This is a genomic window from Aeromonas sp. 9A, from assembly GCF_963900955.1.
In the GTDB taxonomy this organism is placed as follows: Bacteria; Pseudomonadota; Gammaproteobacteria; order Enterobacterales; family Aeromonadaceae; genus Aeromonas; species Aeromonas salmonicida.
The window spans coordinates 3,693,154-3,712,997 of sequence record NZ_CAWRFG010000001.1 but is presented as its reverse complement, the minus strand read 5'-3'; the positions used below and the strand labels follow the sequence as shown (position 1 = coordinate 3,712,997).

17 protein-coding genes are annotated in these 19,844 nt (G+C 59.1%); 5 read left to right on the top strand and 12 right to left on the bottom strand.

Annotated features, from left to right (window positions below):
* Positions 1-70: 70 nt before the first annotated feature.
* From AACX78_RS17115 to AACX78_RS17105, 3 genes are read right to left on the bottom strand one after another with little or no spacing between them, the layout of a single operon-like run.
* The gene (locus tag AACX78_RS17115) at positions 71-2,044 is read right to left on the bottom strand and encodes a transglutaminase TgpA family protein (protein WP_159166914.1); all 1,974 of its coding nucleotides are present in this window, start codon (positions 2,042-2,044) and stop codon (positions 71-73) included.
* Positions 2,031-3,035 carry a DUF58 domain-containing protein gene (locus AACX78_RS17110; protein WP_159166913.1) on the bottom strand — a complete coding sequence of 335 codons (1,005 nt, stop codon included), beginning with the start codon at positions 3,033-3,035 and terminating at the stop codon, positions 2,031-2,033. The genes AACX78_RS17115 and AACX78_RS17110 overlap by 14 nt, the downstream gene beginning before the upstream one ends.
* Positions 3,035-3,955: an AAA family ATPase gene (locus tag AACX78_RS17105; protein WP_159166912.1), complete on the bottom strand. Its 921-nt coding sequence runs from the start codon at positions 3,953-3,955 to the stop codon at positions 3,035-3,037. The genes AACX78_RS17110 and AACX78_RS17105 overlap by 1 nt, the downstream gene beginning before the upstream one ends.
* A gap of 226 nt (positions 3,956-4,181) precedes the next feature.
* On the opposite strand from AACX78_RS17105, the gene ampC reads away from it, so the two are divergent.
* Positions 4,182-5,333: an FOX/MOX family class C beta-lactamase gene (ampC, locus tag AACX78_RS17100; RefSeq protein WP_159166911.1), complete on the top strand. Its 1,152-nt coding sequence runs from the start codon at positions 4,182-4,184 to the stop codon at positions 5,331-5,333.
* Positions 5,334-5,589: 256 nt separating this feature from the next.
* Here ampC and ruvX read toward each other — a convergent pair whose 3' ends face one another.
* Complete coding sequence (gene ruvX / locus AACX78_RS17095) at positions 5,590-6,012, bottom strand: Holliday junction resolvase RuvX (protein WP_021140066.1); 423 nt, start codon at positions 6,010-6,012, stop codon at positions 5,590-5,592.
* A 46-nt stretch (positions 6,013-6,058) separates the two neighbouring features.
* The gene (locus AACX78_RS17090; RefSeq protein ID WP_005316953.1) at positions 6,059-6,613 is read right to left on the bottom strand and encodes a YqgE/AlgH family protein; all 555 of its coding nucleotides are present in this window, start codon (positions 6,611-6,613) and stop codon (positions 6,059-6,061) included.
* 117 nt (positions 6,614-6,730) lie between these two features.
* Here AACX78_RS17090 and AACX78_RS17085 point away from each other — a divergent pair, with 117 nt between their 5' ends.
* Together AACX78_RS17085 and AACX78_RS17080 are read left to right on the top strand one after the other, a co-directional pair.
* Entirely contained in the window at positions 6,731-8,356 is a 1,626-nt protein-coding gene (locus AACX78_RS17085) for a methyl-accepting chemotaxis protein (RefSeq protein WP_131729690.1), read from the top strand.
* 241 nt (positions 8,357-8,597) lie between these two features.
* A complete protein-coding gene (locus AACX78_RS17080) occupies positions 8,598-9,128 on the top strand; it encodes a hypothetical protein (RefSeq protein ID WP_159166910.1) in 531 nt (176 codons plus the stop codon).
* Positions 9,129-9,264: 136 nt separating this feature from the next.
* On the opposite strand, the gene AACX78_RS17075 is transcribed toward AACX78_RS17080, so the two are convergent.
* The 3 genes from AACX78_RS17075 to AACX78_RS17065 all read right to left on the bottom strand — a co-directional run bounded on the left by AACX78_RS17075 (position 9,265) and on the right by AACX78_RS17065 (position 13,876).
* Complete coding sequence (locus AACX78_RS17075) at positions 9,265-10,530, bottom strand: RidA family protein (protein WP_159166909.1); 1,266 nt, start codon at positions 10,528-10,530, stop codon at positions 9,265-9,267.
* A gap of 822 nt (positions 10,531-11,352) precedes the next feature.
* The gene (locus tag AACX78_RS17070) at positions 11,353-12,465 is read right to left on the bottom strand and encodes an anhydro-N-acetylmuramic acid kinase (protein WP_159166908.1); all 1,113 of its coding nucleotides are present in this window, start codon (positions 12,463-12,465) and stop codon (positions 11,353-11,355) included.
* An 88-nt stretch (positions 12,466-12,553) separates the two neighbouring features.
* Positions 12,554-13,876, bottom strand: coding sequence for a peptidoglycan DD-metalloendopeptidase family protein (locus AACX78_RS17065; RefSeq protein WP_159166907.1), 1,323 nt, complete (start codon positions 13,874-13,876; stop codon positions 12,554-12,556).
* 110 nt (positions 13,877-13,986) lie between these two features.
* Here AACX78_RS17065 and tyrS point away from each other — a divergent pair, with 110 nt between their 5' ends.
* Positions 13,987-15,186, top strand: coding sequence for a tyrosine--tRNA ligase (gene tyrS / locus AACX78_RS17060; protein ID WP_159166906.1), 1,200 nt, complete (start codon positions 13,987-13,989; stop codon positions 15,184-15,186).
* A 351-nt stretch (positions 15,187-15,537) separates the two neighbouring features.
* Here tyrS and AACX78_RS17055 read toward each other — a convergent pair whose 3' ends face one another.
* Genes AACX78_RS17055 through AACX78_RS17040 form a run of 4 tightly spaced genes read right to left on the bottom strand, consistent with a single transcriptional unit; the run spans position 15,538 to position 18,716 of the window.
* Positions 15,538-16,713 (bottom strand): hypothetical protein, encoded by a 1,176-nt coding sequence (locus AACX78_RS17055; RefSeq protein ID WP_159166905.1) that lies wholly within the window; start codon positions 16,711-16,713, stop codon positions 15,538-15,540.
* Complete coding sequence (locus tag AACX78_RS17050; protein ID WP_005316930.1) at positions 16,713-17,084, bottom strand: GtrA family protein; 372 nt, start codon at positions 17,082-17,084, stop codon at positions 16,713-16,715. Before AACX78_RS17050 ends, AACX78_RS17055 begins: the two co-directional genes overlap by 1 nt.
* Entirely contained in the window at positions 17,081-18,115 is a 1,035-nt protein-coding gene (locus AACX78_RS17045; protein ID WP_159166904.1) for a glycosyltransferase family 2 protein, read from the bottom strand. Before AACX78_RS17045 ends, AACX78_RS17050 begins: the two co-directional genes overlap by 4 nt.
* 55 nt (positions 18,116-18,170) lie before the next feature.
* A complete protein-coding gene (locus AACX78_RS17040; RefSeq protein WP_021141071.1) occupies positions 18,171-18,716 on the bottom strand; it encodes a hypothetical protein in 546 nt (181 codons plus the stop codon).
* Positions 18,717-19,042: 326 nt separating this feature from the next.
* Here AACX78_RS17040 and AACX78_RS17035 point away from each other — a divergent pair, with 326 nt between their 5' ends.
* Complete coding sequence (locus AACX78_RS17035) at positions 19,043-19,813, top strand: substrate-binding periplasmic protein (protein ID WP_021141070.1); 771 nt, start codon at positions 19,043-19,045, stop codon at positions 19,811-19,813.
* Positions 19,814-19,844: the final 31 nt, after the last annotated feature.

Genomic DNA, 19,844 nt, shown 5'->3' with positions numbered 1-19,844 from the left:
AAGGGGAGCCATTGGCTCCCCTTCTGTTTTGGTGGATCCTTGTCTGCATATCATGCTGGCTGGCTTGTCACTATCGGCGCTTGTCCCATAGCTGGCAGGTTTGGCGTAGCCGTCGTTGCAGTTGTCGCAGGGTTTGTTGCTGCCGTTGTTCGGAGAGGGGGGCATAGCGCCAGCGCCGATAGAGCCAGGCGCAGCGCTGCAGTGGCCGTGCCAGCTCGGGGTCAAGGGTGATGAGCCGCTCGCACCAGCTGGCCAGACTCTCCCCTGCGTGGGGTTGCCACCCCTGGCGGGCAGCCCGTCTGAGCAGGGGTTGCCATACCTTCAAGTGTGGCAGAGCCCGTCCCGGCCACAGTAGCAGGGTGCCGATCAGGGTGGCGACTCCCAGCAAGCAGGTCAGGATCAACCAGGGGGTATGACTGGCAAGGGCCGGCCAGCGCAACCCCACCTGTTGCCACAGCCGAGCCGCATCGTAGTTGAGCACCCGCCGCGTCCATTGATAGTCGAGGTTGGCTCCCCACCAGCGCAGCTGGTTGAGCAGGGCCCACTGGCGATAGCGTTGGAGGGAGAGGGGATCGGCGGCGGTGAACTCTTCGCTCAAGGCTGCCGTCATGCCGCCCTCGACCCGCTGCGGTGCCACCACCGCCGTGGGGTCCAGTCGCTGCCAGTTGCCACTGTCATCCAGGTACTCCACCCAGGCATGGGCATCGAACTGATGCACCTCCAGATACTGGCCCTGAGGATTCCATTCCCCGCCGAGATAACCGGTCACCAGCCGCGCCGGGATCCCGGCTGCCCGCAGCACGAAGGCACTTGCCATGGCATAGTGACCACAAAAACCACGCCGGCTGTTGAACAGGAAGTCATCCACCCCGTCAGGCCCCAGCAGGGGGGGCTGCAGTGTGTAGTAGAAGGGCTCGTGCCGAAAGCCGTCGAGCAGGGCTGCAACGAGCTCTGCTCGCACGGGATGACGGGCCTTCAGCGCCTGGGCATGGGCGTGGGCCCTTGGGTTGCCGACGACGGGCAGTTGCAGGTTGCGCCGCAGGGTGGCGGTGTCGGCAGGCAGCGCCGTCGGCGCTGTGGTGACCCGGTAGCTGATCCTTTGATCCCCCCGATCGCGGCGATACAGGGTAGACAGCGGGCTGACCAGCACGGGGCCGAGCAAGACGCTGGGCTGGGAGAGCGCCAGCGTCCAGCGGTGGCGCTGGGGTTCGGCGATCACCTCGTAGCTGGCGGGGGGCAGGGGACCTGCGCCGGTTTGCACTTGTATTGTTTGCATGGGTTGGGATTGCTGCCACTGCCGGGTCTCGGCACTCAGCAGCCAGCGGCGGCCATCGAACTGTTCCTGGCGCATCACCGGAAAATAGCGCTCGCTGGCGGGGGGCAGGCCATCGGCAAAGGTGACGCGAAAGGCCAGCTCGGAGGAGTTGACCAGCTCGCTGATGTCGCCGGGGGCCACCTCTTCCGAGAGCCCCGACAGGGCGCGGCTGGTGGTCGGCATCTGCCAGAGCGGGGGCAGTCTTGGCAGCACCAGAAACAGGGTCAGCAGCAGGGGGAGAGCCAGCAGCAGGGAGGCGCCGGCGCTGCGCCACGGCTGTCTCTGCTCCGGTGCCACGGCCGTCACCAGTGTGCTCACCGTCAGCCAGAGTGTGGCCGCCATGGTAAGTGCCCAGCCCATGCTCTGACGTTGCACCAGCGCCAGCGCGATGAGAAAGAAGGCGAGCAGCAGCACCTGTTCTATATCCCGCTCCCGCCGCACCTCTATCATCTTCAGGCTGTAGCCGAGCCAGAGCAGGTTGATGAGGACTGGCAGCGTGCCCAGCGCCCGCCATTGCCAGGCCAACAGCAGAACCCCCGTGATGGCCAGCAGCGCCAGTGCGCGAGCGGGGGGCGAACGCCACTCCTGCCACAGCATCATGGCCCGCACGCCCAGGGTGATGGCGCCGACTGCGACGACCCAGAACTGCAGCTGGGGCCAGAGTGCCAGTACCAGCACGCCTTGTTGCAAGGCGATGAGGGGCAGCAGACGGCGATTATCGAGCAGCATTGGGAGAGCTCTCGTTTACAGATCCGGCTCTGTCATCGAAGCGGGCCAATGCCAGCTGACAGTGCCGAAGAAAGGCGGGGCCGCTCTCCGGGCCCAGGGTCTGGCCTGTCAGGGTCAGGGTGAAAGGGATGCCCCGCTTGCCATAATCGGCGCACCACCAGGCCAGGGCTGACAGTCGCTGCTCAAGATCCGTGCCTGTGACGCCTTGCAGGCTGAGGTGAGTGTCATCTTGTTCGGGTTCCTGGAACTGCTTGACCAGCAGGCCGCGCCCCTGAGCGAACTGCTTCCAGGCAATCCGGCCGAAGGGTTCCCCGGCTTGGTGTGCCCGCAACATGTCGAAATCGCCGAGGGGGGTCGGGCCAGCTTGACCCTGGGTACCTTTCTGCCCTGACGGCGAACGGCCCCGCAGTGGCCCATAGAGAGGCTTGGGTGAAAGCCAGGCTTCCAGTTGCAGATCCAGCAGCGACCAGCAGCGAAACAGACCGAGTGGGTAGCGGCTCTCTACCCGAAGGCGGCCCAGTGGCAAGCGGCCGCGTTGCATGCCGCGCACTGGCAGGGTCAGGCTCCGGGGTGTCGAGTTTGCCTGCGCCAGCCAGAGGGAGCCTTCATTGAGGGCAAAGTGCAGCGCCTGACACGGGCGCATGCTTCGTACCGTCACCTGGATGGGGACCTGGCTGCCCACCTCCCCCAGCACGGTCGAACCGCCCAGCAGTTCCAGCCCCAGCAGGTTGCGATGGGTGAGCCACATGGCGGCCATGAAGAGGCTGCCGAGGCAATAAGAGACCAGCAGCACCAGGTTGTTCTGGTAGTTGGTACCGAGCAGGTAGATGGCGATCATCACCAGCAGATAGAGCAGCCCCATGCGGGTGGGCAGGATAAACAGGCTGCGCGGCCCCAGTGCCATCTGGCGGGCGGGGGGGATGCGGCGGGTCAGCCAGCGTTGCTGCCACTGCTCCCTGAACCGGCGCCAGCCCGGTAGGGGGCGTTTCATCAAGGATTGTCCGGACTGACGCTGGCCAGCAGGCGCTGGCTCAGGGGGCTGGCCTCACCGCGCTGTACCCCGAAGCTGCCTCTGAGCCTGTGCTCGGCCACGTAGGGGAAGACGGCCTGCACATCCTCCACAGTGACGAAACGGCGCCCCGCCACCAATGACCAGGCCCGGCTCACCGCCAGCAGGGTCTGGGCCGCTCTGGGGGAGAGGGGTTGGGGCAGCTCTGCATCGAAACGGCTCTGGTGTACCAGCGCCAGCAGGTAGTCGAGGGTGGCATCGGAGACATGAATGGCATCCACCTCGGCCTGCAGGGTGGTCAGCCCGGCAGCATCCAGTTGCCGGGTCAGGGGGCTGGTCTGGTTACCGCTTCGCAGCAGCTGGCGTTCGGCCTCCCGTGGTGGAAAGCCGAGCGACAGGCGCACGGCGAAGCGATCGAGCTGGGACTCGGGCAAGGGATAGGTGCCCGCCTGATCCGCCGGATTCTGGGTAGCGATGACGAAGAAGGGGGAGGGGAGCGGGTGAGTGTGGCCTTCGATGCTCACTCGCCCCTCGGCCATGGCCTCCAGCAGGGCACTTTGCACCTTGGGGCTGGCACGGTTGATCTCGTCCGCCAGCAGCACCTGGGTAAAGACGGGGCCGGGGTGAAAACGAAACTGCTGCTGGTGGGTGTCAAAGATCTGCAGCCCCAGCAGGTCGGCGGGCAGCAGATCGGCGGTGAACTGTACCCGTCGGCAGTCGAGCCCCAGCACCTGTGCCAGCCCGTGGGCCAGGGTGGTTTTGCCCATGCCGGGCAGATCCTCGATCAGCAGGTGGCCACGAGCCAGCAGGGTGACCAGGGCTATCTTGAGTTGCAAGGGCTTACCCAAAATCACCTGCTCCAGTGCCGCCAGCAGCCCTGCTATCTGTTCTTGTGCTTTCACTCATGCTTCCCCTTGTGTCTCATTGCCCCTACAGCTTATACGTCAGCGGTGGAGGAGGGGGGGCAACGAAAGGGCAAGCCATTGAGCCGGGTCATTTTTGGGGCGACTTCACACAGACTTCACTCTGGTTCACAGTGGGCACATGGAGCTCATCTATGCTTGCGCACGGATTGACTGTGCCAGCCATGGGGTTGGCGTTACCTACATTCATCATGAGACTCATCAAATGGAAAAAGCTACAACCCGGTCGCTGCTGGTACTGAGTACCCTGCTGCTCTCCCCCTTATCCTATGCAAACGAAGCCGAGCCCCTGACGGCCGTGGTGGATGGCGCCATCCAGCCTTTGCTCAAGGAGCACAGGGTTCCGGGCATGGCGGTCGCCGTGCTCAAAGAAGGCAAGGCGCACTACTTCAACTACGGGGTAGCGGATCGGGAGAGCGGAGCTCGCGTCAGCGAGCAGACCCTGTTCGAAATTGGTTCAGTCAGCAAGACTCTTACGGCAATGATTGGGGCCTATGCCGCGGTCAAGGGTGGTTTTCAGCTGGAGGACAAGGCGAGCCAGCATGCGCCCTGGCTGAAAGGCTCCGCCTTCGACAGCATCACCATGGCCGAACTCGCCACCTACAGTGCGGGCGGCCTGCCGTTGCAATTCCCCGACGAGGTGGATTCCACCGACAAGATGCGTGCCTACTATCGCCAGTGGACGCCAGCCTACCCGGCGGGTACCCATCGCCAGTATTCCAACCCCAGCATAGGTCTGTTTGGTCACCTGGCCGCGAATAGTCTGGGCCAGCCGTTTGAGCAACTGATGAGCCAGACCCTGCTGCCCAAGCTGGGCTTGCATCACACCTATATCCAGGTGCTGGAGTCGGCCATGGCGAATTATGCCTTCGGTTACTCGAAGGAAGACAAGCCCGTCAGGGTCAATCCGGGCGTGCTGGCGGCCGAGGCCTATGGCATCAAGACTGGCTCTGCGGATCTGCTGAAGTTTGTCGAGGCGAACATGGGGTATCAGGGAGATGCCGCGGTAAAAAGCGCGATCGCGCTGACCCACACAGGTTTCTACTCTGTGGGGGAAATGACCCAGGGACTGGGCTGGGAGAGTTACGCCTATCCGGTGACCGAGCAGACATTGCTGGCGGGCAACTCACCGGCGGTGAGCTTCCAGGCCAATCCGGTCACGCGCTTTGCGGTGCCCAAAGCGATGGGCGAGCAGCGGCTCTATAACAAGACGGGCTCGACCAGCGGCTTTGGGGCCTATGTGGCGTTCGTGCCCGCCAGGGGGATAGGCATCGTCATGCTGGCCAATCGCAATTATCCCAACGAGGCGCGCATCAAGGCGGCTCACGCCATTCTGGAGGCGCTGGCGGCAGAATGATACCGGGCTGCTCGTTCGTCAATCTGGCGGGTTAAAGCAATTCGCCGAGCATCAGAATGGAAAACAGGCTTCCGGCAAGAATGAGCCAGCCTTCAAACTTCTCTCTGTTCATGATGACCCCAATGGGTGGAATCCGGGCAAGATGCCACCACGCTAACGGGCCTACATGACGAAGAGATGACGGCAGTATGACAAGGACGAGAGGGCCAGAGAGAGGCCCTCTCGTGAGGGGGATAACAGGGGGCAGGGATTTGCCTCAGTCGTATTGCTGTTCCATCCAGGCCTCGACGATGAGCTGGGCGGAGACGCCATCCACACTCCCTTTGTCCAGGGCCTTGTAGCCACCCCGTTCAAACAGGCGGGCACGGGCATCCGTGGTGGTGAGTCGCTCGTCCTTGAACTCCACCTGCTTGCCGAAGCGGCCGTGCAGGCGATTGCCGAATTTGCGAGCCCGTACCGTGATCTCCTGCTCTGTGCCATCCATGTTCAGCGGCAATCCCACCACCAGCAGATCCGGTTGCCACTCCTTGAGCAGTTTTTCGATGTCGTCCCAGTTGGGGACACCGTCGTTGGCCTTGATGGCGCGCAGGGGCTGGGCCGTGCCGGTGAGCTCCTGTCCGATGGCGACCCCTATGCTCTTGGTGCCGTAGTCGAAGCCCATGATACTGCGTGATGACATTGAATGTTTTCCTCAAAACGCATCGCAAAATGCGTGGCAAACGGCATCAGCTATGGCCGATGTCGCTGGATAGATGAATGGGATTGACCCCTATGCTGGCGGCCGCTTGCTGCCAGCGTTGATGAATGGGGGTTTTGAACACCAGATCCGGGTTGGGTGGTATCACCAGCCAGGCCCCGTCCACCAGTTCCTGTTCCAGTTGACCCGCACTCCAGCCGGCGTAGCCGAGCGCCACCAACCAGTGATCCGGTGCCTGTTCGGTGCCTAGGGTTTCCAGTATGTCCTTGGAGGTGGTGACCATGAGTTCATCCCCCACCTGCAGGGTGGAGTTGAACCCGGGACGGAAGCTGTGCAGCACGAAGCCGCGATCGGCATGCACAGGGCCCCCTTGCAGCACCGGCTGTTTGAGTTCCGGGCTGGGCGGTGGGGCGAGCTTGAGCTGGGTCAGCATGGCGTCCAGTGACATGTCCACCGGGATATTGACCACCAACCCCATGGCACCCTCTTCATTGTGCTCGCACAGGTAGACCAGCGAACGTTCGAAATAGGGATCTGAGAGGCTCGGCATGGCGAGCAGAAAATGATTTTGCAGTGTTTGCATATGGGCCAAATATTGCAAAGGTATTTGAAGCAATTATGGCAGCTCGCCTCGTTGGGCAAAACTGCTTTTTACCAGCAGGGTCTAGGCTATCAGTATATTTCGAGTGGAGAGAAAGCCATGGAAGGTATTTCGATCAGACAGAAGTTGATCCTGGGTTGCGTTGTGCCCCTGTTGGCACTGTTGGCCTTGCTGGTCGGTGCAACCCAGGCGATGTCCCAGTTGATGGCGGGAATGAACGCCATGTATCAGGGAGAGGTGGTACAGCTCAAGGAGCTCAAGCAGATTGCCGATCTCTACGCGGTCAAGGTGATCGATGCGGCCAACAAGGCCAATGTGGGGGGCATAGCACCGTCCAACGCCAAGGCTGACATGCAGCAGGCGCAGCGGGAGATAGCGCAGATCTGGCAGCAATACCGGAGTCGGGAGATGAGCTCGGCCGAACAGCAGGAGGCCGCCAGTGTGCAGGCCTTGTTTGGTGCCGCCGATCAGCAGATTGCTGCCGTGGTGGCTGTGCTGGATCAGATGCAGGGGGAGGCGCGGGATTTGCTGGCTGCCCGCATCATGCCCCTCTACGGGGTGATAGATCCGGTGAGCGACGGTGTGAGCGCGCTGGTGGAGTTCCAGCTCAAGGAGGCTGAGCAAAATATCGGCGAACTCAATGATCTCCGGCAGCAACTATTCCAGCTCTTTATCCTGATGTTTGTGGTGGGGGGGGCCTGCATTCTGTTCTTCGGTGTGTGGGCAGGGCGTAGCGTCAGTCAACCTTTGGTCGCCATGGGCGGGATCTTGCGCGGCATGCAGACCGATCTCGACTTGAGCAAGCTGGTACCCGTGCTGCGCAAAGATGAGATGGGTGGGCTGGCTCATTCACTCAACGAGGTGATCTGCCATTTTCGTGAGCTCATCACCCAGATCAACGGCATGGCGGAGCAGCTTGCCACAGCGTCGGCCCATCTGGCCCACATCGGCATGCAAAGCCGGGGGCGCTTCGCTGAGCAACAGGCAGAAACGGATCAGACCGCGACTGCCATGAACCAGATGAGTGCAACTGTGGCTGAGGTGGCGAACAGTTCCAACAGCGCTGCCGATGCGGCGCACCATGCCCACGAGAGTGCCCGTCACGGCCACCATATCGTTGAAGATGCCATCTTGCGCATGTCCGGCCTCTCCGCCCAGATCCAGAACACGGCCGCCATGATCACCCAGCTGGCGGATGACAGCCGCAACATCAGCAGCGTGATGGATGCCATTCGTGGCATTGCCGAGCAGACCAACCTGCTGGCGCTCAATGCGGCCATCGAAGCGGCGCGGGCCGGCGATCAGGGTCGCGGCTTTGCCGTGGTGGCCGATGAGGTGCGCACCTTGGCCCAGCGCACCCAGCGCTCCACCGAAGAGATCGGCAAGACCATCGTCAAGTTGCAGCAGGGGGCCAGCGAGGCTGCCTCCAGCATGGAACTGGGGCTGAGTCAGGTTGAGGAGTCCAATCGCACCGTGCTGGCCTGTGGTCAGGCCCTCGGCGAGATAGTGAGTTCGGTCAATGTGATCAACGAGATGAACACCCATATCGCCACGGCGGCTGAGGAGCAGAGCAAGGTAGCCGAGGAGATCACCCGCAACGTGGTCAACATAGCCCACATAGCGACAGAGTCGACCAAGGCCGCTTCCGAGTTGAACCAGAGTTGTCATGAGCTGGAGCAGCTGTCGAGCGATCTCAAAGTGAAGGTAGGACAGTTCCGCTGCTAAAGGGGGCCGGGATAAATGAGGTAACAGGATGAAAAAGAAGAGGCGGCCCCTGGGCCTAATGCCAGTCAGTTAAGCCTGACTGGCATTGTTTTTATTGGCTTTTTTTACACTGTATTTCTGTGGCCTTGGCTTCACGCAGCGGGGGTAGCTTCGTTCCCTTCGTGCCGGCAGCACAAACTGCCCGTACCGCCTCTGTATATATAATAACTTTAATATGAGGTGTTCATATGATGGAAGTTATATGACCAAGAATACTTATGATTATGAACGGTTGGAAATACCAAACCTTATGGTTCTTGATTCGGCTGATCAGTTTTATGATGGCGCTAAAATTCTGAATGAATTACCTCCTGGGTCTGGAGTGTTGTTGCCAATCATTACCAATGCAGCTTTGGCGCTTGAATTATATATAAAAGCATTGAATGTTCGCTCGGTAATTGAAGACTACAGGCCATATAATAACGGGGGGTATGGTGGTAGGGTAAAAGAGATTCCATTTAAGGGAACTCATGTTTTGAGCACTCTTTTAAATAGTGTTATTGACGAAATTAAAAGGGATGTGGATGGCTTATTTAATGATGGCGTGATAACACATTCATTTTGTGACCTTGTCGATCTAGTTAGGCCGTATGACTCCTTGTTTGTTCAGGTTAGATACTCTTATGAAAATGATGTTCTTTCCAATTTTAATATCACAGAGTTGTTTGAGTGTATTGAAATTGTTCATGATGTGATTACGAAAATCACACCTATCCACAGAGTTATCAAATAATTTCGTAGGTTCAATTAGCGAAGCGTAATTGGACGTTCGTGTTTTTTAAGTCGGTACCATAAAAATAATTACCATTCGTGTTACCTAAAAAGAGACCGGCCATCAGCCGGTCTCTTTTTATTATTTGGTGTACCCCTTACGCCTGCGGCGGGGTGCTTTCGGCGTTGGACATCACCGCATCAATTTGCACCAGGGCACCGGCGGGCAGCTCGCTCACGCCAATGACGGTGCGGGCCGGCAGATAGCTAGGGAAGTATTGGGTGTAGATGGCGTTGACCGCATCCAGATCCGCGATGTTCTTCAGCTGGATATTGACCTTGACGATATCGTCCATCACATGGTCGATGCTCTCGACAATAGCCTTGATATGGCTCAGGCACTGGGCTGTCTGCTCTTTGACACAGCCGGTCAGGATCTTGCCGGTGGTGATATCCAGCGGCAGTTGAGCGGCCAGATGGTTGTAGTGGGAGAAGGCGACTGTCTGGCAATGGAGCGGGCTGTGTGGTGCCTTGTCAGTATTGCGGGCGCTGATCACCAGGTTGTGTCTGTCTTCTACCAGCTGCGGCGGTGTGCCGTCACCGTGGGAGATGACCGCATCCATCTGCACCCGGGCACCCAGCGGCAGGGCCGTTGCGCTGATCACGGAGCGGGCCGGCAGATAGGCAACGGCGCGGGCAATGGCGGAGTCCGGGAAGAAGGTGGTGTAGACCTCGTTGACGGCGTCCAGATCGGCGAGGCTGGTCAGATAGATATTCACTTTGACGATATCGTCAAACGGCACGTCGATGCTTTCCAGCACGGTTTTGATGTTGCGCAGACACTGACCTGCCTGATCCTTGATGCCACCGGCGACCAGCTTGCCCGAGGCCGCATCGACCGGCAGTTGCGCGCCTATGTTGTTGTAGTGAGAGAAGGCGACTGTATGGGTCGAGAGCGGGTTGTGCGGTGCCTTGTCGCTGTTGCGGGCCAGTTTCACCAGGGCGCAGGGCGCCTGCGGGAAGGTGCCTTCGCCATTGGAGATGATGGCGTCGATCTGCACCTGGGCATCCAGCGGCAGGGCGGCCACAGCGAGTGTGGTACGGGTCGGCAGATAGCCCGGGAAGAATTCGTGATAGACGGCGTCGACCGCCTCCAGATCTGCCATGTCTTTCAGGAAGATAGTGGCTTTGACCATATCGTCCATCACGTGGCCAATGCTCTCTATGATCGCCTTGAGGTTATTCAGGCACTGTCTGGCCTGTACCTTGACGTCGCCACTCACCATCTTGCCGGTCTTGGGATCGACCGGCAGCTGGGCAGAAATATTGTTGTAATGAGAGAACGCCACCGTCTGGGTGTAGGGGCCCAGATCCTGGGGGGCATTGGTGGTATTTCTTGCAGCCTTGATGATGGTGCCACTCATAGATATTCCTCTTTTTAGTATTCGTTGTTAACTCAGGTACAGGTTCGTCCCATCCGAGTGCGCCAGCAGGTGCATCCCCGGTTATATATTTAATCCACTCAATAGCTGAATGGGATAAGAGAGGAAGGGACAGGGTTGATTATTTCAGACGAGGCGATTCTATGAGTGGCCATCAGGGGATGCAAACCGGTGATTGCGTTTCTATGAGATGGCTCAACGCTTGGAAATATAGCTGTTTTGCTATTCAATTCAGGGTGAATACGATTCCTGGGTGGATCAAACAGGTCTGGTGTCGCAGGCGAGCCCGTGTGGACTGGGTTCTTCCCCTGGCGGAGGAGGGGGCTGTGCTGTGAACGAGGCGTTAAAAATATGCGTCCTCTTGCGGTTAATCGATTTTATTATGCATAGATATGTATTTTTAAGAGTTTGGAGTATCTATCCTGCTCGCTAAAAATATGCTAGCCCAAGGTCATACAAAGACTAATAAAGATGTGGCTGGAATATAATTCAATATATTGCATAGGCGATGTTTTTATTGCATTTGAATAGCCGCTTGTACGCTGATCCTGATGATATTTACCGTGTCAAATAGAGAGATAAATATGCCGCAAGGGGGCAGGCATCCTGTTAGTAGATCGTGATGATGGAGCGAAAGGGTGGGACCAGCGGGTGGCTGGCCGCCTGGGGGACGCCGGTCGGGCAGCCAGTGTCACTTATCCGGCGGGGTAGAGGGTTGTGCGATTGGCGACCGTGTATGGGAGGGCAGCTTGCCCTCCCTTGCTGGCAGTGATCGGGGTAATAGGTGGTGCTCCCAGTTGGCGATCAGGCGGGATAGAGGGCACCCAGCACGGCAAGACGGCTGGCACCGGTAACGGCGGGCAGGTTGCCGGGTTTGCGGTGGATAAAGCGCTGTGCCAGCCAGGCAAATGCCGCTCCCTCCATCCAGTCGGGGGCAATCCCCAGCTCGGTCGTGCTGGCGATGCGCCAGCCAGGCAGCAGGCTGGCCAGTTCGCTCAGCAGGGGGGCGTTATGGGCGCCGCCGCCGCAGACAAACAGCTCGGGCTGGCTTTGCGCCTCGTCCAGTGCAGGCAACTGGCGGGCGATACTGTGGCAGGTGAGCGCCTGCAGGGTGCGCTGCACATCCACGGGGGCGTATGCACTGCCCGCCAGCTCGCCATCGAGCCAAGCTAGGGCGAACATCTCTCGACCGGTACTCTTGGGGGCGGGGGCGGCGAAGTAGGGGTGAGTCAGCAGCTTTTCCAGCAGTGCCGGGATCAGCCGGCCGCTGGCGGCCCATTGTCCACCGGCATCGTAGTTGCCGCCGCCGGGTTGATGACGGCGATACCAGCCATCGAGCAGGGTGTTGGCGGGGCCGGTATCAAAGCCATACACCCCGCCCGCGTTGCCCGGCAGTACCGAGATATTGGCGATGCCGCCGAGGTTCAGCACCACCCGCAGGGCGCCGGGTTTGGCAAACCGCGCCTGATGGAAGGCGGGTACCAGGGGCGCCCCCTGACCACCGAGGGCCATGTCCATGGTGCGGAAATCGGCGATGACGTCGATGCCGGTCAGCGCCGCCAGCAGGGCCGCGTTGCCGATCTGCAGGGTAAAGCCGAGCTGGGGGCGGTGGCGAATGGTCTGGCCGTGGCTGCCGATGGCGCGAATAGCGGCAGGGGTAAGGCCCGCCTTGGCCAGCAGCGCGTGAGTGGCTGTGGCAAACTCGCGGGCCACCAGATTATCGGCCACCCCCATGCGATCGATTTCATTATCGCTCGGGGTGCAGAGCTCGTGCAGCTCGTGCAGCTCGCGGGCGGTGGGCCAGGGGTGGCTGATGGCCGCTTCGACCCGCAGTTCATCCCCGTCCATCATCACCAGCACGGCGTCGATCCCGTCTATGCTGGTGCCGGACATCAGCCCAATGTAGCGCTCAATCATGAGATGTCCTTATTTATCGAGATAAAGATGTGGAACAAGGGTTCAGCGTTCGCCTTTTTCTGCGGCGTGGTCAGAGGCTGATGACGCATTAACTGCCGTTGCTATCTCGTTTGTTCTGGGCCAGCTGCAGCTCGGGCTTGTCGAGTTGGTCGAGTTTGGCCAGTTGCGGCGTTGCCAGCAGTTTGAAGTTGGCCAGCTCCCGCCCTGTGAGGGTCTCGGCCTGCGGCAGATTGAGGGTGCGCGGGTTCTTGTGAATGCCACCCACTACAAATTCATAGTGCAGGTGCGGGCCTGTTACCCGGCCTGTGCCCCCTAGGGTGCCAATGGTCTGCCCCTGTTTCACCCGCTGCCCTTTATTGACGGTGCGTTTGGAGAGGTGCAGGTATTTGGTCACATAGTTGCCGGCGTGCTTGATGAAGACATAGTTGCCGTTGAACTGGTTGTAACCTGCCGCCACCACGCTGCCGCCGCCCGCCGCCATGATCGGGGTGCCCACCGGTGCCACATAGTCTATGCCATTGTGGGGACGCACCTTGCCGGTGACCGGGTGCAGGCGGCGCGGATTGAAGTTGGAGCTGATGTATTTGAAGTTGACCGGCGCGCGCAGGAAGCTCTTGCGCATCGCCTTGCCTTCCGGTGTGTAGTAGTTGCCATCGTCGTTCAGCACGGCGCGATAGATGGCGCCCTGGTTGATGAACTCGGCGGCCAGAATGTCGCCGGAGGCCACCCGCTCGTCATCCTGGAATTTTTCCTGATAGACAACCCGAAAGCTGTCCCCGGGTTGCAGGTCCTGTGCGAAGTCGATATCCCAGCCGAAAATGGCGGCGAGATCCATGATCTGATCTTCGGTCATCCCCGCCTCGACGGCGGCCCCCCAGAAGCTGGAGCGTATCTCGCCTCGGGTAACCTGCTCGCGGGTATCGAGTTCCAGCTTGACCGGTTTGGCCACGAAGCTCTCGGCCTTGCGGCTTACTTTCAACGCCTGTTCCAGGCTGTGGGGGTAATAAAGGCTGTGCAGATCGCCATTTTTGGTGAGCTTGAAGGTGAGTTCTTGCCCGGGACGCAACATGCGCAGAGGGTCGCTGCCGTCGAGTTGATCGATCAGGTGCAGATCCGTGGTGCTGAGCCCCAGCCGCTGGAAGATGACGCCCATGTTGTCGCCACGGCGCACTTTCACCTGTTTGGTGACATAGCTCGGCTTGGGCGGAATGGCCGCTTGCCCGGCTTGTGCCAACAGATCGTCGCCGTCCGGTTGCGGCTCGGCGGCTAGCTCGTTGCTGTTGTCATCGACCCGGGTGGCGACGGCCCGTTCGCTTGGCCAGGCCGCCAGCATCATCACCATGATGCTCAAAATCAGCACCATCTTGCGGTGCCAGGTGGGAAGAGAGTTGAAGGCGTTCCAAATGACCATGAGAAGCTGACGAAGTCGGGCAGAATGAGCGGATTTTACAGCCTTTCCAATTAGCTCGCCATTCCAGTAATATGTTTGGCCCTGTGGAATCGTGATTGGAGTGTCAAAAAATGTCCCAGCTCGAGGTGGCGCTAGCCGAGATCAAGCGCGGAGCGGAAGAAATTCTGGTTGAAGAAGAACTGGTTGCCAAGTTGAAGGAAGGGCGCCCGCTGCGCATCAAGCTGGGGATGGACCCGACGGCTCCCGACATTCACCTGGGTCATACCGTGATCCTCAACAAGCTGAAGACCTTCCAGGATCTGGGCCACGAGATCATTCTGCTGATCGGCGATTTCACCGCCATGGTGGGTGATCCCTCCGGCAAGAACAGCACTCGTCCGCCGCTCTCCGAAGAGGCCATCAAGCACAACGCCCTCACCTATGCGGAGCAGGCGTTCAAGATCCTCGATCCCGCCAAGACTCGCATCGAGTACAACTCCAGCTGGCTGGGCGAGCTGGGCGCGACCGGCATGATCAAGCTGGCGGCCAAGCAGACCGTGGCCCGCATGATGGAGCGCGACGACTTCAAGAAGCGCTACACCGGCGGCCAGTCCATCGCGATTCACGAATTCCTCTATCCGCTACTGCAAGGCTATGACTCGGTTGCGCTCAAAGCGGACGTCGAGCTCGGCGGTACCGATCAGAAGTTCAACCTGCTGATGGGCCGCGAGCTGCAAAAAGATGCCGGCATGGCCGCCCAGTGCGTGCTGATGATGCCGCTGCTGGTGGGTCTGGACGGCGTCAAGAAGATGTCCAAGTCCGCTGCCAACTACATAGGCGTGCACGATGCCCCGGGTGAGATGTTTGGCAAGATCATGTCCATCACAGATGACCTGATGTGGAACTACTACGAGCTGCTCTCCTCTCGTCCCTTGGCCGAGATTGAAGCGTTCAAGGCCGGTATCGCCGCGAACACCCTGAATCCCCGTGACGTGAAGATCTGGCTGGCGAAAGAGATCATCGCTCGCTATCACGACGAAGCGGCAGCGGAAGCGGCCCATGAAGATTTCACCCAGCGTTTCTCCAAGAACGCCATTCCGGACGAGATGCCGGAAGTCGAACTGGTGCTGGAAGGTGACGGTCTGGCCATCGCCAACCTGCTCAAAGACGCCGATCTGGTGGCCACCACCTCCGAAGCGCTGCGCATGATCAAGCAGGGCGCGGTCAAGCGTGACGGCGAGAAGCTGGAAGATGGCAAGGCACTGGTAGGTGCCGGTACCGCCGTCTATCAGGTCGGCAAGCGCAAGTTTGCCAGGGTCACCGTCAAGTAAGCCAGCCTCTCTACGAGACTGGCTTTGTGGCTGTCTCCCGAGCACTGCTTGTGTTCGGGAGACAGCACTTGCAAGCCGTCCCATCGCGATGGTTGGCAAGATAACTCCTCCCTTCTTGCTCCCTCTCTCGCCTCTTCCTGCCTGATTCGCCTTGTCCGTTTGTTCTTATGCCCTCTTGTGCGTTGACCGAGCGTCGGAGAACGCTGTGCTGTTTCACCATAGGAACAGGGTGGTTGATGTCTTGTTTACTCGTCTTCAGTCAAGACCCACCTATCCCGTAGATTTACGAAGACCATAAAAAATGCCGGTCAAGTGACCGGCATTTTTGGACATGGCGTTGGGGGCGTCACATCAAACGGTAAAGAACTTGGCGTTGACGAAGGCCACTGCGATGAAGGAGGCCACCATGCCGCTGATGCAGAGCACGGCAGGTCGCATGGCTGGCCAGCGATGGGTCAGCAGGATAATGGCCAGCAGGGTCGGGTAGAGGCCGAACATGTAGCGTGGCATGGCGTTGAGGCCCGTCATCAGCGGTATGGTGCAGCAGATGAACATCAGTGTGGCTTCGGCCCAGCGCTTCTGGCTGAACAGATAGAGGTTCAGACACCAGCCGAAGATCACCATGATGGAGAGGTAAGCCTTGCGCCCCCCCAGCTCGAAGCCGCTCAGCCACCAGTCGAGCGGGCTGTCCATGTAACGGCCCCAGGCCACCTGGATATGCTTGAAGGCCAGCGCATCACCTGTGAGGTGATAGAGATAGACCATGTAGGCAAACAGGCCGAAGGGGATGAGCCAGAGGGTGAATACCACCTTGAAGGCGCGTTCGGTGAAGCGGAAAAACTCCCGCCAGCCGTAGGCCTGCAGCGCCAGGATCAGCACAGGGAAGACCATCATCACACCCAGATTGCGGGTACCGGAGATGCAGACGCCGAGCACTGCGACCATCAGCCACTGTTCCCGATAGGCAAACAGGAACATCCCCAGCATCAAGGCCATGAACATCGATTCGGTATAACCGGAGACGAAATAGGCGGAGAAGGGGGAGAAGGCAAGCAGCCAGACGCCGAAGCGGGCTGTCTCGTCACCCAGCTTGAGCTGACGCAGCACCAGCAGCATCAGCGGCAGGCTGGCAAAGAAGGCAAGGTTGGCCACCAGCATCAGGCCGATCAGACTCTCGACATTGAGCAGGTTTGACAGCGAACCTGACAACATCGGATAGAGCGGCATGAAGGCCCAGTTGGCCGCATTGCCCTTGCTGAGCCAGCGCGGGTAGAGATCGTAGCCGTTTTCTATGATGCGCTGGAACCAGACGCAGTCGAATTGGCAATAGGCTTGCAGCGGGCCTATGTCGGTGGTGCCGTAAAGCTGGACGCCGAAATAACCCATGCCATAGAGGGCAACCCGGCTCAGCAGGAAGGCGGCGATGATGATCAGCCAGTCACGGCTGCTGATGGCCAGTGACGGGCGATAGGGAGCCTGACAGCCGGGAGTCGAGCTGTCGGGAGTCAATGTTGTAATGTCATTCATCAGGCAAATACCCAGACGCGAGAGAGGATATAGGTGAGCACTGTGACTGTCAGGGTGGCGATCACCACAGGCAGCAGACCAGAAAGACCCGCAAACAGCAGACCGCTCAATATCAGGTTTCTCACCGCCAGCGAGAAGAGGGCAACCAGCAAGAACTTGCCGATGGCACCCTGTTTCTGGAAGGTGATGTAACGATGGCCAAAGAATGAGAACCAGAAGGCAATCATGAAGGCGATGGTGGTGACCCAGTGTTCAGAGATGGCGGGCCAGGTATGAAACAGCGCGATAGAGGTACCAAGGTCGACGAGGGTTGCCCCCCCGCCGACCAGACCGAACCGGAACAGGCGCCAGAATTCCTCGCGGGAGATCATTGAGGCGCTTGCTCCTTCTTGTCTTGTTGCTGTTCTGTCTCTTGCTGTGTGTCAGCGTCCTGCTGCTTGTCTGCCGCCGGCTTGGCATACTGGCCGTAGACCCCTTCGATGAGATAGACGGGGCGCTGTTTCACTTCCACAAACATGCGGCCTATGTACTCGCCAATGATGCCAAGGGACAGCAGCTGGATGCCACCAAGGAACAGCACCACTGACATCAGGGAAGCATAACCGGGTACATCGATCCCGAAGAAGACCACCTGGGTGACGATCTTGAGGATGTAGAGGAAGGCAACGAAGGAGACACCGACCCCCACATAGCTCCACACCCGCAGCGGCCAGCTGGAGAAACTCATCAGGCCATCGAGGGCGAAGTTCCACAGCTTCCAGTAGTTGAACTTGGTTTCACCGGCGTGACGGGCCGGACGCTCGTAAGGAACGCCCACGGCACGAAAACCAGCCCAGGCAAACAGACCCTTCATGAAGCGGTTGCGCTCTGGCAGTTGCTTGATAGCTTCCACCACCCGGCGGTCGATCAGACGGAAGTCACCTGCGTTTTCCGGCAGCTTGGTGCTGGTGGAGAGAGCGTTGAAAAAACGGTAGAAGCCACCGGCAGTGACCCGCTTCATCGGGGTATCGGCACTGCGATCCACCCGTATGCCGTAGACGGTGTCATAGTTACCGGTCTGCCACAGCTTGACGAACTCGAGGATCAGGGCAGGGGGATCTTGCAGATCCACGTCCATCGGCACTATGGCATCGCCTTTGGCATGATGCAGACCGGCGGTCATGGCCGCTTCCTTGCCGAAGTTGCGCGCCAGGTTGACCAGGGTCACCCTGGGATCGCGGGTGATGGCTTGCTCGATCACTGCGCGGGTGCTGTCACGGCTGCCGTCGTTGACGAACACTATCTCCAGATGATCCTTGATGGGCGCCAGTTCGTTATCTATCGCGTTGATGAAGGCATCTATGCTCTCTTCCTCGTTGTACACGGGCACGATCAGAGAGAGTCGAAAATCGGCATGCGACATGGAAATTTCCTTATTTGGAAAATTATTTATTAAACCGCGTATCGGGTAATACGTCTTACTGGGCGACGGTCAGTCGTACCGACTGAACATTGAGGGGAGTCGGTGCGGACAGCGCCAGGAAGTTAGGCCGTTTCGGGTCCGACGTCAGAGAGTCGCCCGGCAGATTGAGCCGGATTTCGTTGATGCCAGCCTTGGCCAGGCGGACTGTCGTGGTGAAGTCATGACCCAGCGCCACCTTGAGCAGGGTGCCGGCCTGCGGGCTGTTGACCCGGGCCTGTATGGTCAGCTGTTCAGGCTGAGCTTGCTGTTTGGGCAGAACGAAATAGAGGCCGCCCTGGCCGCTGAGTTCGGTACCCTTGGTACTTGGCTTGGTAGCCCAGCCTGCGCTGGAGAGGAAGCGGCTCGGCCTGGTCAGGTTGAGCTCGTTGCCCGGCTGATAAGTCATGCTGGAGTTGTGCTCCCAGAAGCGGGTCTTGCCTTCCAGGTAATAGAGTTTGTAGGCCAGGCTCACATTGGGGTGGGCAGCCAGATAGAGGGTGTAAAGGTAGAAACCACTCAGTGCCATGATGGCAGTCAGAAAACCGAACTTTTTGTACGTCATATCACTCTCTACGCCTCACGATTAGTAGGCTGATTTCGCGCATATGCTAATCCAATTGCAAAAAAAGCATAGTGGATCACAAAAATATATTTGGTCACATATTAACCCCTTTCGAGTCAGTGCTCCAAATGCCCCCATTTTGACCCGGTTGTGACCTGACCAAGCCTTGTGCCGCGCGGGGTATGGGCTCATTTCATGGCCGAGTCCCTATGGGAAGAAATACCCCCCTCTATACAGTGTCGATGCAGGTGATTGCTGTGGCAGGATCTGTCGCCATTTGGCCAAGGCCGATTTATGATGAGGCATCGCGTTGTCAAGGATGACCCATGAAGCTGATACTCTTCTGCTGTGCGCTCTGGTTGCTCTCTCCGGCTGCATCCGCCAACAGCTTTTGCCCCTCTCCGCTGCGGGTCGGTTTTGACCATTGGCCGCCCTATCACTATTACGACAGTGCGACGACGGATGACAAGGTGCTGAAAGGTTTTGCCGTGGAAACACTCAATGCCATGCTCACGCGACTGGGTTGTCAGGTCACCTATGTGGAGCGGCCCTGGAAGCGGATACTGCACGATCTGGCGCGGGGCTCGCTCGATATCGCCATGGAGGCATACTCCAACGAGGAGCGTGGCCGCTATGCCTGGTTTTCCGATGGCTATAATCCGGGGCGCAGTGTGCTCTGGGTCCGCAAGTCTTCTTCCTATCCTGAAACCGATTTGGCGAGCTGGCTGGCCAGTGGTCATATTCTCGGTGTGACCAAGGATTACTACTATGGGGCCGAGACAGCCGACTTGTTGCGCCGTTATGCGGCTCAGGTAAGCGTGGTCAATGATCATCAAAATTACGGCAAGCTGGTGCTCGGCCGGATCGACGGTTTTCTCGGGGATATTCTGGCCACGCCCTGGGGTCTGAAAGAAGAGGGGTTAAACGATCTGATCGTGCCTCACGGCATGGCCGTATATGAAGCACCCACTTTTTTCATGTTCAGCAAACAGCGGCTTTCACCGGCGTTTGTCAGGGCGTTCAATCGGGAGTTGGCTGAATTTAAAGCAACCAATGAGTATGACGTTATCTGGCGGCGCTACGCCCCCGCCAGCTAGTAAAGTCACTGGCATTCACGCATCATGAGCG

Bases quoted from the DNA above. Each gene is read 5' to 3' on its own strand.
- AACX78_RS17115 (WP_159166914.1), bottom strand. From the start codon at position 2,044: ATGCTGCTCGATAATCGCCGTCTGCTGCCCCTCATCGCCTTGCAACAA.
- AACX78_RS17110 (WP_159166913.1), bottom strand. From the start codon at position 3,035: ATGAAACGCCCCCTACCGGGCTGGCGCCGGTTCAGGGAGCAGTGGCAG.
- ampC (WP_159166911.1), top strand. From the start codon at position 4,182: ATGGAAAAAGCTACAACCCGGTCGCTGCTGGTACTGAGTACCCTGCTG.
- ruvX (WP_021140066.1), bottom strand. From the start codon at position 6,012: ATGTCATCACGCAGTATCATGGGCTTCGACTACGGCACCAAGAGCATA.
- AACX78_RS17090 (WP_005316953.1), bottom strand. From the start codon at position 6,613: ATGCAAACACTGCAAAATCATTTTCTGCTCGCCATGCCGAGCCTCTCA.
- AACX78_RS17085 (WP_131729690.1), top strand. From the start codon at position 6,731: ATGGAAGGTATTTCGATCAGACAGAAGTTGATCCTGGGTTGCGTTGTG.
- AACX78_RS17080 (WP_159166910.1), top strand. From the start codon at position 8,598: ATGACCAAGAATACTTATGATTATGAACGGTTGGAAATACCAAACCTT.
- AACX78_RS17075 (WP_159166909.1), bottom strand. From the start codon at position 10,530: ATGAGTGGCACCATCATCAAGGCTGCAAGAAATACCACCAATGCCCCC.
- AACX78_RS17070 (WP_159166908.1), bottom strand. From the start codon at position 12,465: ATGATTGAGCGCTACATTGGGCTGATGTCCGGCACCAGCATAGACGGG.
- AACX78_RS17065 (WP_159166907.1), bottom strand. From the start codon at position 13,876: ATGGTCATTTGGAACGCCTTCAACTCTCTTCCCACCTGGCACCGCAAG.
- tyrS (WP_159166906.1), top strand. From the start codon at position 13,987: ATGTCCCAGCTCGAGGTGGCGCTAGCCGAGATCAAGCGCGGAGCGGAA.
- AACX78_RS17055 (WP_159166905.1), bottom strand. From the start codon at position 16,713: ATGAATGACATTACAACATTGACTCCCGACAGCTCGACTCCCGGCTGT.
- AACX78_RS17050 (WP_005316930.1), bottom strand. From the start codon at position 17,084: ATGATCTCCCGCGAGGAATTCTGGCGCCTGTTCCGGTTCGGTCTGGTC.
- AACX78_RS17045 (WP_159166904.1), bottom strand. From the start codon at position 18,115: ATGTCGCATGCCGATTTTCGACTCTCTCTGATCGTGCCCGTGTACAAC.
- AACX78_RS17040 (WP_021141071.1), bottom strand. From the start codon at position 18,716: ATGACGTACAAAAAGTTCGGTTTTCTGACTGCCATCATGGCACTGAGT.
- AACX78_RS17035 (WP_021141070.1), top strand. From the start codon at position 19,043: ATGAAGCTGATACTCTTCTGCTGTGCGCTCTGGTTGCTCTCTCCGGCT.